Annotated in this window: 10 protein-coding genes; 9 read left to right on the forward strand and 1 reads right to left on the reverse strand. The window is 71.6% G+C overall.

Features of this window, described 5'->3' with window-relative positions:
- Positions 1 to 171 precede the first annotated feature (171 nt).
- Together GA0115233_RS24085 and GA0115233_RS24090 are read left to right on the forward strand one after the other, a co-directional pair.
- A complete protein-coding gene (locus tag GA0115233_RS24085) occupies positions 172 to 1,776 on the forward strand; it encodes a nickel/cobalt transporter (RefSeq protein ID WP_093722369.1) in 1,605 nt (534 codons plus the stop codon).
- Between the two features lie 33 nt (positions 1,777 to 1,809).
- Positions 1,810 to 3,435: a serine/threonine-protein kinase gene (locus GA0115233_RS24090; RefSeq protein WP_093722370.1), complete on the forward strand. Its 1,626-nt coding sequence runs from the start codon at positions 1,810 to 1,812 to the stop codon at positions 3,433 to 3,435.
- Between the two features lie 27 nt (positions 3,436 to 3,462).
- On the opposite strand, the gene GA0115233_RS24095 is transcribed toward GA0115233_RS24090, so the two are convergent.
- Positions 3,463 to 4,257, reverse strand: a complete 795-nt coding sequence (locus tag GA0115233_RS24095) for an SGNH/GDSL hydrolase family protein (RefSeq protein WP_093722371.1) — start codon at positions 4,255 to 4,257, stop codon at positions 3,463 to 3,465.
- A gap of 261 nt (positions 4,258 to 4,518) precedes the next feature.
- Here GA0115233_RS24095 and GA0115233_RS24100 point away from each other — a divergent pair, with 261 nt between their 5' ends.
- From GA0115233_RS24100 to GA0115233_RS24130, 7 genes are all read left to right on the forward strand, one after another.
- A complete protein-coding gene (locus GA0115233_RS24100) occupies positions 4,519 to 5,727 on the forward strand; it encodes a S8 family peptidase (protein ID WP_093722372.1) in 1,209 nt (402 codons plus the stop codon).
- A 209-nt stretch (positions 5,728 to 5,936) separates the two neighbouring features.
- A complete protein-coding gene (locus GA0115233_RS24105; RefSeq protein WP_250748992.1) occupies positions 5,937 to 6,311 on the forward strand; it encodes a hypothetical protein in 375 nt (124 codons plus the stop codon).
- Between the two features lies 1 nt (position 6,312).
- Complete coding sequence (locus GA0115233_RS24110; RefSeq protein ID WP_093722374.1) at positions 6,313 to 7,410, forward strand: GNAT family N-acetyltransferase; 1,098 nt, start codon at positions 6,313 to 6,315, stop codon at positions 7,408 to 7,410.
- 336 nt (positions 7,411 to 7,746) lie between these two features.
- Entirely contained in the window at positions 7,747 to 8,565 is an 819-nt protein-coding gene (locus GA0115233_RS24115; RefSeq protein ID WP_093722375.1) for a glycosyltransferase family 2 protein, read from the forward strand.
- A complete protein-coding gene (locus GA0115233_RS24120; RefSeq protein WP_093722376.1) occupies positions 8,562 to 9,566 on the forward strand; it encodes a glycosyltransferase family 2 protein in 1,005 nt (334 codons plus the stop codon). Before GA0115233_RS24115 ends, GA0115233_RS24120 begins: the two co-directional genes overlap by 4 nt.
- Positions 9,559 to 10,377: a polysaccharide deacetylase family protein gene (locus tag GA0115233_RS24125; RefSeq protein WP_176711923.1), complete on the forward strand. Its 819-nt coding sequence runs from the start codon at positions 9,559 to 9,561 to the stop codon at positions 10,375 to 10,377. The genes GA0115233_RS24120 and GA0115233_RS24125 overlap by 8 nt, the downstream gene beginning before the upstream one ends.
- A complete protein-coding gene (locus tag GA0115233_RS24130; RefSeq protein ID WP_093722377.1) occupies positions 10,370 to 14,083 on the forward strand; it encodes a lipopolysaccharide biosynthesis protein in 3,714 nt (1,237 codons plus the stop codon). Before GA0115233_RS24125 ends, GA0115233_RS24130 begins: the two co-directional genes overlap by 8 nt.
- Positions 14,084 to 14,085: the final 2 nt, after the last annotated feature.

A 14,085-nucleotide genomic window follows, 5' to 3' on the forward strand; every position in this document is an offset into this window, starting at 1 on the left:
TCTCCGACTCAGGACCGGACCACCCGGCAGGACGCCCGCCGCCCCGACCCCGGAGGCCGACACATACCCCTCCCGCGCCCGATCGCCTCCACCACGGCCCCGACTCACCGCCCCGAAAGCCCCACCGCCGACCGGACCACCCTCCGCCGACAGAACCCCGGACGCCGGCGCATGCCCCTCCGCCGTCTCGTCGCCTCCGGTGCCACCCTGCTCGCGGCGGTCGGTGCCCTCGTGCTGACCCCGGCCGCGTCCGCGAGCGCGCACCCGCTCGGGAACTTCACCGTCAACCGCTACGACGGCCTGGTCGTCACCCCGCACGCCCTCCGCGTCGACCACGTCGAGGACCTCGCCGAGATCCCGGCGACCCAGGCGAAGCCGGAGGTCGAGCGGAAGGGCCTCGACAAGTGGGCCCGGGAGCGGTGCGCGAGCGCGGCCCGGGACAGCGCCCTGACCGTCGGCGGGCGGAGTGTTCCGCTCACCGTCGAGAGCGGCAAGGCGCAGGTGCGCCCCGGTCAGGCCGGGCTGGACACCCTGCGCGTGGAGTGCGAGTTCAGCGCGCCGCTGCCCGAGGAGGAGACGCTCATCCTCGCCTTCGAGGCCGCCGGTGCCGAGTCCGGGCCCGGCTGGCGCGAGGTCACCGCGCGCGGCGACCGGATGACGCTCACCGACTCCGACGTACCGCGCAAGTCGCTGTCCGGGGAGCTGACCGCGTACCCGGAGAAGCTGCTCTCCTCCCCCGCCGACACCGCGTCCGCCGAGCTGACCGTACGCCCCGGCGGGCCCGCCCTCACCGAGGAGGAACGGGACGCGCCCGGCGCCTCGGTACTGCCGCGCGGCGCCGACCGCTGGACGCAGGCCCTGGACTCCCTGGTCGCGCGCAACGACCTCACCGTCGGCTTCGCCGCGCTCGCGCTGTTCATCGCCGTGGGCCTGGGCGCCCTGCACGCGCTCGCGCCCGGCCACGGCAAGACGCTGATGGCGGCGGTGGCCACGGCCCGCGGCGGCCGCGCCCGGATGAAGGACGTCCTGCCGCTCGCCGCCTCGGTGACGGTCACCCACACGCTGGGCGTGGTCGCCCTGGGCCTGCTGGTCACCGCGGGCTCGGCCGCCGCGCCGTCCGTGATCACCTGGCTGGGCATCGCCAGCGGCGCCCTGGTGATGGCCGCGGGCGCCACCCTCCTGCGCCGGGCCTGGCACCAGCGAAGCCACCGGCACGCCCATGCCCAGGCGCACTCCCACACCCACGAACGCACCCCGGCCCTGGTCGGCGCCCACTCCCACGGCGACGAGCACGGCCACGCACACGAACACTCCCACGAACACGGCCACGCCCACGAGCCCGAGGAACACCACCCGCACGAACACCCCCACCCGCATCCCCACACCCACACGCACACCCACGGCGGCCACACCCACACCCACTCCACCGCCCCCACCGTGCGCGGCACGATCCTGCTCGGCTTCGCCGGCGGCCTCGTGCCGAGCCCGTCCGCGGTGGTCGTCCTGGTCGGCGCCGCCGCACTCGGGCACGCCTGGTTCGGGCTGCTGCTGGTCGTGGCGTACGGGGTGGGGCTCGCCCTGACCCTGACGGCGGCGGGATACGCCGTCGTGCGGCTCGGCGCCGGGGCGAGCCGGTGGGTGGAGCGGCGTCCGCGCTGGGCCGTTCACCCGGTGGCGGGCCTGGTCCGCCGCACCGCACCGCTGTTGTCCGCGTTGGTCGTCGTCGCTCTTGGGGCCGGATTGGTGCTCAAGGGGGCGGCATCCGCACTCGGTTGAGCTACTTTGTGAGGAAAAGGAGACTTCGCGCGCATGCGAATGGGGGCGCCCGTGTCCGACGCGACGGGCAGTGAACGAGTGATCGCGGACCGCTACCGCCTCCTGTCGCCGCTCGGCGAGGGCGGTATGGGGACGGTCTGGCGCGCTCGCGACGAGGTGCTGCACCGCGAGGTCGCCGTCAAGGAGGTCCGTGCCCCGCACGGGCTGCCGGCCGCCGATGTGGAGCGGATGTACGCCCGTCTGGAGCGCGAGGCGTGGGCCGCGGCCCGGGTGGCGAACCGCAATGTGGTGACGGTGTACGACGTGGCCACGCAGGACGGCCGCCCGTGGATCGTGATGGAGCTGGTGCGCGGTATCTCGCTCGCCGACTACCTGGACGCCGAGGGTCCGCTGCCGCCGCAGCGCGCGGCGCACATCGGGGCCGAGGTGCTGGCGGCGCTGCGGGCCGCGCACGAGGCGGGGGTGCTGCACCGGGACGTGAAGCCGGCCAACGTGCTGCTGGAGAACGACGGCCGGGTGGTGCTCACCGACTTCGGGATCGCCCAGGTGGAGGGCAGTTCCGCGCTCACCATGACCGGTGAGGTGATCGGCTCGCCCGAGTTCCTCGCCCCGGAGCGGGCGCTGGGCCGCACGCCCGGCCCCGAGTCGGACCTGTGGTCGCTGGGTGTGCTGCTGTACGCGGCGGTGGAGGGCAACTCCCCGTTCCGCCAGGACACCCCGCTGAGCACCCTGCGCGCCATCGTGGACGAGGAGCTGCCGCCGCCGCGCCGGGCCGGTCCGCTCGCCCCGGTGATCGAGGGCCTGCTGCGCAAGGACCCGGCCGAGCGGCTCTCCGCCGAACTGGCCGAGCAGGAGCTGCGGGTGATCGGCGCGGGCGGCACTCCGCGCGCGGGGACGGTCGGCGCGACGCCGTACGCCCCGACCATGGTCTCCCACCAGCCGCCGCCGACACCGCCCCGGCCCTACCCGGCGACACCCTCCGCCCACACGGCCCCCACCGCCGCCACCAGCCCCACCGGTCCCGAGCGCCCCGGCCGCAACCGCCGTGCCGCGGTCGTCCTGGTCGCGGGGCTGGCCGCACTGGCGCTCGCGGTGGCAGGTCTGACGTACGCGCTGCTCAACCGCGAGGACGACAACGGCAAGGAGGCGGACGGCGGTACGACCGGTCAGGTGGAGACGGAGAAGCAGGCGACGCCGTCCGAGACGGAGGACGACACCACCCCGACCACCGATCCCACGCCGAGCGAGACGGCGACGCAGTCGACCCCGCCGCCGCAGACGGTGCAGGTGACGCTCGCCGGGTCGCACACGGAGTACGAGGGGACCTGTCCGCCGCCGCAGGCCGAGGCGCCGTCGTTCACGGCGACGTTCACGGTGGGGCGGCTGCCCGCCGAGGTCAGCTATCGCTGGGTGTCGCGGGACGGCGATGTCATGGACTCGGGGTGGAAGACGCTGTCGTTCCCGGAGGGCGGCACGCGCACCAAGCAGGACCGGGCGTTCGTGACGACGAACGACGAGAGCGGGTCGTTCGAGAACGAGATCAGCGTCGAGGTGCGCTCTCCGGTGGAGACGAAGTCCAACTCGGTCGCCTTCTCGGTCACCTGTGGGACGGAGACCCCGCCGGACGGGGTCTCCCCTTCGCCTTCAGTGAGTTACTGAGGGTCAGGTCCGATGCGGTGACGCGGATCAGGCCGCGCCGTTCAGTACGGGCAGGTAGCCGCCGGACTGGCCGGCCGCCTTGGGGTGGTACGACTCGCCGATGTTGAGCCAGTTGACGCTGTGCAGCCAGGAGCTGCTGGAGCAGATCTCGTGGTTGGTGAAGGTGCCGCGCACATCGCCGAAGACGAAGGAGTGCGCCTGGGCGCGGGCCTTCACGGCGTTGTTGAGGTAGTCGGAGGCGTCGTTGATGGCCTTGCGCTTGGTCTCGGACAGCCCGAGGCAGGACTGGCCGAGCTTGTAGAAGCGCGGGTAGCCGAGCACGACGACACGGGCGTTGGGCGCCTTGCTGCGGATCGCCGAGTAGACGCTGTCGAGCTTGCCGGGCAGCGTCGAGTCGACGTACGCCTTGGCGGTGTTGATGCGGGAGATGCAGGTGCTGTCGGACTGGAGCACACAGGTCGTCATGACATCGGCGAACCCGGCGTCATTGCCGCCGATGCTGATGGAGACCAGCGCGGTGGAGGAGTTGAGCGGGCCCATCTGGTTGGCGAGAACATCACCCGTTCGGGCGCCCGAGCAGGCCGTGAAGGCGAACGACGAGGGTGAGTTGGCGGCCGCCCAGAGGTAGGGGTGGGCCTTCGTGCTGCGCTTGCAGTCGCCGCTCGATCCGATGTAGCTGCCGGCGCCGACGCCCGAGGCGTAGGAGTCACCGAGCGCCACATAGGGCCCGGTGGCGGCCTGCGCGGAGCCGGCGCCGGTGAGTACGGCGCCGACGGCGAGGATGAGTGAGCCGACGTATGCGGCAATTCGGGAACGTCTCATGGAACCTCCCTTTAGCAGGATCTCTGCCACATCTGTCGTAGCAGCTACGCGTGTTGACAGGAAGTGTCCATGTCAAGATTTTCAGTACCGAACCACCCTGTTTCCTGTGCGTTCGCTGTGGGTTCGATTACGTGCTCATGACAGATTTGTTGACAGCTCCTCAACTCCCTTGTTCCGCAAGGGAGTTGCCCCGAGGCTTGAGCCACCCCACAGACGCGCCCCCACCCAAGTGCGCGTCGCCGATGAGGAGGACTCCCTCGGATGGCACAACTGCGCAGCAAAAAGCTTCGGTTCGCCGCCGCAACCGGCCTGGCGACCGCGGCACTCGTCGGCGGACTCATCTCCCTGCCCGCTCAGGCCGCACCGGCCGAGGGCAGGGTCCTGGCCGCCGATTCCCTCACAGCGATCAAGGACAGCTACATCGTCACGCTGAAGAAGGGCGCCGGTCTCAAGGCGGCCTCCAGCGCGGGCAAGAGCCTGATCAAGGAGTACGGCGGCAAGGTCGACAAGACGTTCGGCAAGGTCCTCAACGGCTACTCGGCGACCCTCTCCGCGGCCGAGGCGAGAAGGCTCGCCGCCGACCCGTCGGTCGCCTCCGTCGAGCAGAACCAGCGCGTCCGGCTGACCGACACCACACAGTCCAACGCGCCCTGGGGCCTGGACCGCATCGACCAGACCTCGCTCCCGCTCTCCGGCACCTACACCTACCCGGACAGCGCGGGCAGCGGAGTGACGGTCTACGTCATCGACACCGGCGTGCGCATCACCCACTCCCAGATCAGCGGCCGGGCCAGCTACGGCTACGACGCCGTCGACGGCGACACCACCGCATCCGACGGCAACGGCCACGGCACGCATGTGGCGACCACGATCGCGGGCTCGACCTACGGCGTCGCCAAGAAGGCGAAGATCGTCGCGGTACGGGTGCTCAACAACAGCGGCTCCGGCACCACGGCCGGTGTCATCGCGGGCATCGACTGGGTGACCGCCAACCACTCCGGTCCCTCGGTCGCCAACATGTCGCTCGGCGGCGGCGCCTCCACCTCCCTGGACACGGCGGTCGCCAACTCCATCGCCAGCGGCGTGACCTACGCGGTCGCGGCGGGCAACAGCAGCGCCAACGCCTCCTCGTACTCCCCGGCCCGGGTCGCCGCCGCGATCACGGTCGGCGCCACCACCAGCACCGACGCCCGGGCGAGCTACTCCAACTACGGGTCGGTTCTGGACATCTTCGCGCCCGGCTCCTCCATCACGGCGGGCTGGCACACCAGTGACAGCGCGACGAACACCATCTCCGGCACCTCGATGGCCACCCCGCACGTCGCGGGCGCCGCGGCGGTCTACCTGGCGAACCACACCTCGTCCACCCCGGCCCAGGTCGCCTCGGCCCTGACCGCGGGCGCGACCACCGGCAAGGTCACCAGCCCCGGCACCGGCTCCCCGAACCGGCTGCTGAAGCTCGTCCCGTAGGGCCGGACCACAGGTTCACCTTCCGCACCAGCCGTTCCCCGGAGGCGCCCCACCGTCTCCGGGGAATCGGTCATTCTTCAACCATCGCCGTCTTGACTCCCGCAGCGCGACTGCGCCACATTGAAGCCCGGCATCCGGCGCTTCGGGGGGCAAAGTCGCCAATGCAGACCTTAAGGATCAGACGCACTTCATCGGACGGCGCCCGGCGCGTGCGACCAGGACCGGAGGATCTGGCGCCGCTGCTGGCGGGGGCCGCGACGGCCGTGGGGGCGGCCGGAGCACTGCTCGCGCTCGCCGACAGCGACTCGCCGCTGCGCGGACCGCTCACTGTCTTCTTCCTGCTCGCGGCACCGGCCGCGGCCATCGCCGTCGCACTGCGCGGCCTGGACCTCTTCGGCCGCGTCATCGCCGCGCTGGCGGGCGCGGTCGTCGTCAACATGCTGGTGGCACAGGCGATGCTGGCCGTGCACCGGTGGTCGGCCGAGGGCGGCATCGTCGCCGTGACCGCGATCAGCTCCCTTCTGCTCCTGCTCGTGTCGCTACGGCGGCTGCGCGGCCGTACGGAAAGAAAGCGGACTGTCTGACGTGGACATCAGCGTGTACCGTCCCGGCGAGCTGACCGCCGCCGACCGGACGGCGTGGACGGCGATGCAGTCCAAGGCCCATCTGCACGGTTCGCCCGAGCTGGCGAACCCCTTCCTGTCACCCGAGTTCACCCTCGCGGTCGGCCGCTGCCGGCCCGGGGTGCGGATCGCGGTCGTCCGGGAGTCCGGCGAGCCCGCCGCGTTCTTCCCGTACCAGCGCACCGCGACCGGAGTCGGCCGGGCCGTCGGGCTCGGGGTCTCCGACGCCCAGGGCGTGGTGCACCGGCCCGGGTTCGAGTGGGACGCCCGGGAACTGCTGCGCGCCTGCGGGCTCGCGGTGTGGGAGTTCGACCACCTGGTCGAGGGCCAGAGCGCGTTCATCGGCTCGGCCACCGGGACGTACCCGTCACCGGTCATGGACGTGGACCAGGGCTACGAGGCGTATCTCGCGCACCTGCGGGAGCGCTCCCCCAAGTTCACCCGGACCACCCTCGCCAAGGAGCGCAAGCTCGGCCGCGACCACCAGGGCGTGCGGTATGTGCACGACGAACGGGACCCGGCCGCGCTGCGCACCCTGATGGAGTGGAAGTCGGCGCAGTACCGCCGGACCGGGCGCAGCGACCGCTTCGCGCAGGAGTGGATAACCCGGCTGGTGAAGCACCTGTTCCACACCCGGACCGACTCCTTCGCCGGCGTGCTGTCGGTCCTCCACGCCGAGGGCCGCCCGATCGCCGCGCACTTCGGACTGCGCACCGAGCGGGTGCTGGCGTGCTGGTTCCCGGCGTACGACCCGGCGTTCGCGAAGTACTCCCCCGGTCTGGTGCTGCACTTGAGGATGGCCGAGGCGGCCGCCGCCGACGGCATCGCCTATCTGGACCTCGGCCGGGGTCAGAAGGAATACAAGGACTCCCTGAAGTCACGCGAGCTGAGCGTGGCCGAGGGGTGGGTGACCCGGCGTCACCCGGTGGCGTTCGGTCATCGGGCCCGGCGTGCTCCGGTACGGGCGCTGCGCAATGTCGTGGTGTCCCGGCCGGAGCTGTTCGAGCCGGCCGACCGTCTGCTGAAACGAGTGGGAAAGATCCGCTCAGGTCGGAAGTAACGGAAAAACCAACAAAAACGTGAGTCCTGGTTTCAGGTCTTGCCATACGGACGCAATCGTCAATACCGTCGTACATCTCACCCGCAACGGACCATCATTTGCGCGGACCAGGGGAGGGCTCAGGGCCGCGGTGGCACCGGCGCGGGGCGCGGTAGGGGGGTGCCGCACTCGGCCTGCGTACAGGAGGACGTACGCGTGACCGGGGCGTGCCGCGCAATCGGCTCTGCCGCCTTGGCAGGCCGGTGAGTTACGCCAGCAATAACCCCCCTTTCGAACCGGACACACAGCCGGGCCGCCCCAGGGGCGGGCGGTCCACCGGACGAGAGGGACCGACTCATGAGTTCAGTACTGCGCCCGGCAACGGGCGACAAGTACCGCACAGCCGGGAAGTACCGGCCCGTCTCCTCACACCTGGCCATCGCGCCGCCGGTGAGCGTCGTGATCCCCGCCATGAACGAGGCGGAGAACCTGCCGTACGTCTTCAAGACCCTGCCGGACTGGATCCACGAAGTGGTGCTGGTCGACGGCAACTCCACGGACAACACCGTCGAAGTGGCCCGCGAGCTGTGGCCCGAGGTGAAGGTCGTCGAGCAGCGGGGCAAGGGCAAGGGGGATGCCCTGATCACCGGGTTCGAGGCCTGCTCCGGTGACATCATCGTCATGGTCGACGCGGACGGCTCGGCCGACGGCCAGGAGATCGTCAGCTATGTCTCGGCGCTGGTCTCGGGCGCCGACTTCGCCAAGGGGTCCCGTTTCGCCAACGGCGGCGGCACCGATGACATGACGTTCATCCGCAAGCTCGGCAACCGGGTGCTGTGCGCCGTGGTGAACCGCAAGTTCGGCGCCCGCTACACCGATCTCTGCTACGGCTACAACGCTTTCTGGCGGCACTGCCTGGACAAGATCGACCTCGACTGCACCGGCTTCGAGGTGGAGACCCTGATGAACATCCGGGTGGTCAAGGCGGGGCTGAAGGTGCAGGAGATACCCAGCCACGAGTACCTGCGGATCCACGGCACCAGCAATCTGCGGGCCGTGCGGGACGGGCTGCGGGTGCTGAGGGTGATCCTGAAGGAACGCTCCAACCGGCGTGACCTGCGGCGCCGTGCCGGGCGCTCCCCGCTGCTCGACTCGGTCCGGGGAGAGGTGTCTTGAGCGGTCCCGACATCTCCGTCGTGATCTGCGTCTACACCGAGGACCGCTGGGAGGACATCCTCGCGGCGGTCGCCTCGGTGCGCGCGCAGTCCCGTCCGGCGCTGGAGACGCTGCTGGTCGTCGACCACAACGAACCGCTGCGCGAACGCCTGGCCAAGGAGTACAAGGAGGCCGGCGACGTCCGGGTGCTCGCCAACGCGGGCCCCCGCGGGCTGTCCGCGGGCCGCAACACCGGGATCGCCGCCTCCTACGGCGACGTGATCGCCTTCCTCGACGACGACGCGGTGGCCGAGCGGGACTGGCTGCGGTACTTCGCCGAGGGCTACGCCGACCCGCGGGTGATGGCGGTCGGCGGGCGCACCGAGCCGATCTGGGCCTCGGGGCGCAGACCGGCCTGGTTCCCGGAGGAGTTCGACTGGGTGGTCGGCTGCACCTACCGCGGCCTGCCGCCGGGCCGCGTCCCGGTGCGCAACGTCCTCGGCGGCAACGCCTCGTTCCGGCGTACGGCGTTCGACGCGGCGGGCGGTTTCGCCACCGGCATCGGACGCGACGGCGACCGGCTGCCGCTGGGCTGCGAGGAGACGGAGCTGTGCATCCGGCTGACCCGCGCCGTGCCCGACGCGCTGCTGCTGATCGACGACCGGGCGGTGATCCACCACCGGGTGCCCGCAGCACGCGAGCACTTCGGCTACTTCCGCACCCGCGCCTACGCCGAGGGCCTGTCGAAGGCACTGGTCGCGCGGAGTGTGGGCGCCGACAAGGGACTTGAGTCCGAGCGCCGGTACACCACCCGGGTGCTGCCCGCCGGGGTGGCGCGCGGGCTGCGCGACGCGGTGCTGGCCCGGCCGGGCGGCGCGGGGCGCGCGGGCGCGATCGTCGCCGGGGTGCTCACCGCGGCCGGTGGGTATGTGGTCGGGAGTGTCCGGGCGCGCAGGGGCGGGGCCACCTACTCGGTGGCGGCGATCGAGGGGGACGGCGGTCGAGGGGGCGGCGATGAGTAGCGGGACGGTGCGCGACGACACCGCCGTGCCGATCCTCATGTACCACGCGGTGTCCGCCGAGCCGAACGACGCCACCCGCACGCTGTCGGTGGCGCCCGAGGCGTTCGAGGAGCAGATGGCGGTGATCGCCGACCTGGGGCTCACCCCGATCGGCACCGCCGAACTCGCGGACCGCTGGCGGCGGGGCCGTCCGCTGCCCGCGCGCCCGGTCCTGGTGACGTTCGACGACGGCTACGAGGGCGTGCACCGGCACGCCCTGCCCGTGCTCGCCAAGCACGGCTTCCCGGCCACCGTCTTCGTCTCCACCGGCTGGCTGCGCGGCCCGTACGACACCGGCGGCGCCCTGGACACCATGCTGGACTTCGACCAGGTGCGCGAACTGGCCGCGGCCGGGCTGGAGATCGGCGGCCACAGCCACACCCACCCGCAGCTCGACCAGCTCCCGGACGAGGCGCTGCGCCGGGAGCTGATCCTGTGCAAGGAGATTGTCTCGGACCAGCTCGGCACCGTCCCTGCCTCGTTCGCCTACCCGTACGGCTACTCCGACCGCCGGGTCCGCCGGGCGGTGCGCGAGACGGGGTACGCGCAGGCGCTGGCCGTCGGCAACGGCCTCGCCCGCCGCCGCCAGGGCCCGTACGCGCTGCGCCGGGTGACCGTGCGCCGCGGCACGGGCGCCGAGGAGTTCCGGCGGCTGGTCGAGGGCCGCGCGATCACCCGCACCTTTGCCCGGGACCTGGCCCTGACCAAGGGCTATGCCATGGTCCGCCGAGCACGACAGATACGCCGGAAGGCCGTCCGAACCCGTGTCTGACACCACGACCACGACCGAGGCCGCGCAGTCCGCCGCACCGGCGTCCGAGCACCCGGCGCGGGGCAGCCAGCTGTTCCGCAACGCCTACGCCCTGATGCTGAACACCGGTATCTCCGCGGTGCTCGGCCTGGGGTTCTGGCTGGCCGCCGCCCGCTACTACTCCGAGTCGGCGGTCGGCCAGGGCTCCGCCGCCATCGCCGCGATGAAATTCCTGGCGGGGCTGACCGCGGTGGCGCTGACCGGGGCACTGGCCCGGTTCATCCCCATCGCGGGGCGCGCCACCGGACGGCTCATCCTGCGCACCTACGCGGGCAGTTCGGTGATCGTGGCGCTGGCCGCGGGCGTCTTCCTGCTGACGCTGGACGCCTGGGGGCCGTCGTACCGCTTCCTGGACACACCGCTGGCCGGGATCGGGTTCGTGGTGTCCGTGATCGCGTGGAATTTGCTGACCCTGCAGGACGGGGTGCTGACCGGGCTGCGCAGCGCGCTGTGGGTGCCGGTGGGCAACACCGCCTTCTCGGCGGTGAAGCTGGGTCTGCTGGTGGCGTTCGCGGCGGCGATCCCGACCACCGGGGTCTATGTCTCCTGGGTCGCGGCCATCGCCATCTCGGTGCTGCCACTGGGCTGGCTGGTGTTCCGGCGGCTGGTGCCACGGCATGTGGAGGCGACCGAGGGCCACGCGAAACCGCCGTCGTGGAAGGAGATCGGCACCTTCCTCGCGGGCGACTACACCGGCTCGCTGTTCTCGCTCGCCGTGGTCTATCTGATCCCGGTGATCGTGGCGGCACAGGTCAGTTCCGAGGACAACGCCTACTTCTACATCACCGCCACCATCGGCGGCACGGTCAATCTGCTCGCCATCAACATGGGCGCCTCGCTGACCGTGGAGGGCTCGCACGACCCGGCCCGGCTCTCCGTGTTCACCCGGGCCGCGCTCAAGCGCATGGCGAAGATCATGGTGCCGGTCGCGGCGGTCCTGTTCGTCGGGGCGCCGTGGATCCTCGGGGTGTTCGGCTCGGGGTACGCGGACGCGGCGACCCCGCTGCTGCGCTGGTTCGCGGTCGGCGGGCTGCTGCGGGTCGTGATGGAGACCTACTTCGCGGTGCTGCGGGCCCAGAGCCGCACCGCCGGACTGGCCTGGCTGCAGGGCCTGTTGTGCGCGCTGGTGCTGGGTCTGACGCTGCTGCTGCTCCCCCGGATGGGGCTGACCGGCGCCGGTGTCGCCGAGATCGTCGCACTGGCGGTGATCGTCACGATCGCGGCACCCAAGCTGTACCGGACGGTGCTGACCGCGCCGCCCGAGGTGCCGGAGGACTCGGCGCCCGACGGCGACCTCGCCGATCTGGGCACGCGCGACCCGGGCGAGGCCGGGCGCAGGCGGGGGCCGGCCTGGGCGCTGGACTCCGACACGCTGGGCCTCGGCATCCATGTCGACTTCGACCACCTGGACCGGCGGCCCGATGTCCGTCCGGGCCCCGGCACCCCGCCCGCCGGGCTGCCCGCGGTGCGGCGGCCCACCTGGGCCGTCGGACTTCCGGTGGAGAAGCTTCCGGCGGAGCAGAAGGAGCCGGAGGTGGACGCCCCGTTCGAGGCGGAGGAGAAGGCCATCGTCCCGGAGGTACCGGTGGCGCCGGCACCGGAGGACATCCCGGCGACGGTACGGGAGGAGCAGGCCGAGCCCGTCGCGAGCGCGCTGCCGACCCGCACCGGCGTGGTCCTGGGCTGTCTGCTGATCGCGGCGCTGCTGCTGTACTGGGTGCCCGCGCTGCGCCTGACCGAGGCCGACCTGGACGGCATGGGCGGGCTCGGGCTGATCTCGGTCCTGCCCACGCCGACGCTGATCGGCGCCGGGCTGCTGGTCACGGTGTTCGCCTCGCTGCTCTGGCTGGGCCGTGAGCACCGGACCCTGCTGCTGGTCACGCTGCTGGCGACGGTGGTGTCGCTGCACGCCCTGCCCGCGCTGATCGAGACCGAGCCGCGGTTCGCCACGGCCTGGCAGCATCTGGGCTTCCTGGACTACATCGACCGCACCGGGTCCGCCGTACCGGACCTGGACGCGCGCTGGAGCTGGCCGGGCTTCTTCGCGGCGGCCGCGTTCGTGGCGAAGGCCTGCGGGGTCTCGGACTTCACCGAGGTCATCCGCTGGTGGCCGCTGACCATGCAACTGCTGTACCTGGTCCCGATGTTCCTGCTGACCCGTTCGATGCGGGCGAGCTGGCGGGCCCGCTGGACCGGGATCTGGATCTTCGTGCTCAGCGGCTGGGTGGGCCAGGACTACTTCTCACCGCAGGGCTTCACGTACCTGCTGTACCTGGTGTTCGTGGCGCTGCTGCTGGTCTGGTTCCGGGCGCCGCGGGTGATCTGGACGAAGGTGCGGCCGGGCGAGCTGGAGGTGGAGCCGACCAGCCGACTCCAGCGGGCGGTGCTGCTGCTGGTCGTGATGGGCCTGTTCGCGGCGAGCGTCCCGGCCCACCAGCTCACCCCGTTCGTGATGCTGGGCGTACTGGCGGGTCTGGTGGTGCTCGGACGCAGCGAACTGCGCGGGCTGCCGCTGCTGTTCGGGGTCGTGGTGGTGTCCTGGATCGGCTTCATGGCGGAGCCGTACTGGTCCGGGCACTTCGACGAACTCTTCGGCGGCGTCGGCGGGGTCGGCTCCAATGTCTCCTCGTCGGTCTCCGGGCGGATCGAGGGCGGCAGCTCCACCCACCAGCTGGTGCTGTACGCCCGGGTGCTGCTGGCCGGCGGGGTGATGGCGATGGCCTGCTGGGGCTGGTGGCGCCGCCGCGACCACAAGTACCGCGAACGCTCCCTGCTGGTCCTGGCCTTCGTACCGTTCCTCGGCTTCGGCATGCAGAGCTACGGCGGCGAGATGGCGCTGCGGGTCTTCATGTTCGCGCTGCCCGGCGCGGCCCTGCTGGCGGGGCTCGCCCTGTTCCCGCGTACCGGGGTCACCGCCGAGGAGCGCGACAAGGACCGGGTGAGCCTGGCACCGCTGGCCGCGCTGATGGCGGGCCTGGTCCTCATCGGCGGGTTCCTGGTGGCCCGGTGGGGCAACGAGCCGTTCGAGCGGACCAGGTCCGGCGAGATCGCCGCCATGGAGTACGTCTACGCCCACGACGACCCGAGTGTGCGGCTGCTGTGGCTGAGCGACGACCCGGTCAACGTGGTCACCCCGTCCCTGCCGTGGGGGTCGCGGGACATGGAGAAGGTGGAGTACCTGCCGACCCAGGCGCCGGTCGATCCGGTGCTGGTGTCCGGCCTGGTCAAGTCGTTGAAGGACGCGGGCCCGAACTCGTATCTGATGATCAACCGCGGTCAGGTCACCTATCTGCGGATGGACGTCGGCTACGCGGAGAACTGGGAGCCGCGGCTGATCGAGAACCTCGACAAGCGACGGGAGCTGAAGAAGGTCTTCGCCAACCAGGACGCCACCATGTACGCGCTGCGCGAGCAGCCCGCGGGCGAGGTGCCGAAGGCCGATCCGGGGCCGATCGGTCCGCAGGTGACCTGGACGCCGTGGTCGGTGGTCGGGGCACTGGCCGCGCTGGCGCTGATCGTGCTGCTGGGCGCGCGCGAGGTGGTACGGGTCGCCGTGCGGCCGAGCGTGCGGCAGCTGCGGTGGCTGCAGAGCACGTTCTGGTTCTCGCTGCCGCTGCTGGCGGTGCTGCTCGCCTCGCTGGTGCAGCGGTTCCTCACCATCAAGTAGGA

This window comes from Streptomyces sp. DI166 (genome assembly GCF_900091315.1).
Taxonomy (GTDB): domain Bacteria; phylum Actinomycetota; class Actinomycetes; order Streptomycetales; family Streptomycetaceae; genus Streptomyces; species Streptomyces fuscus.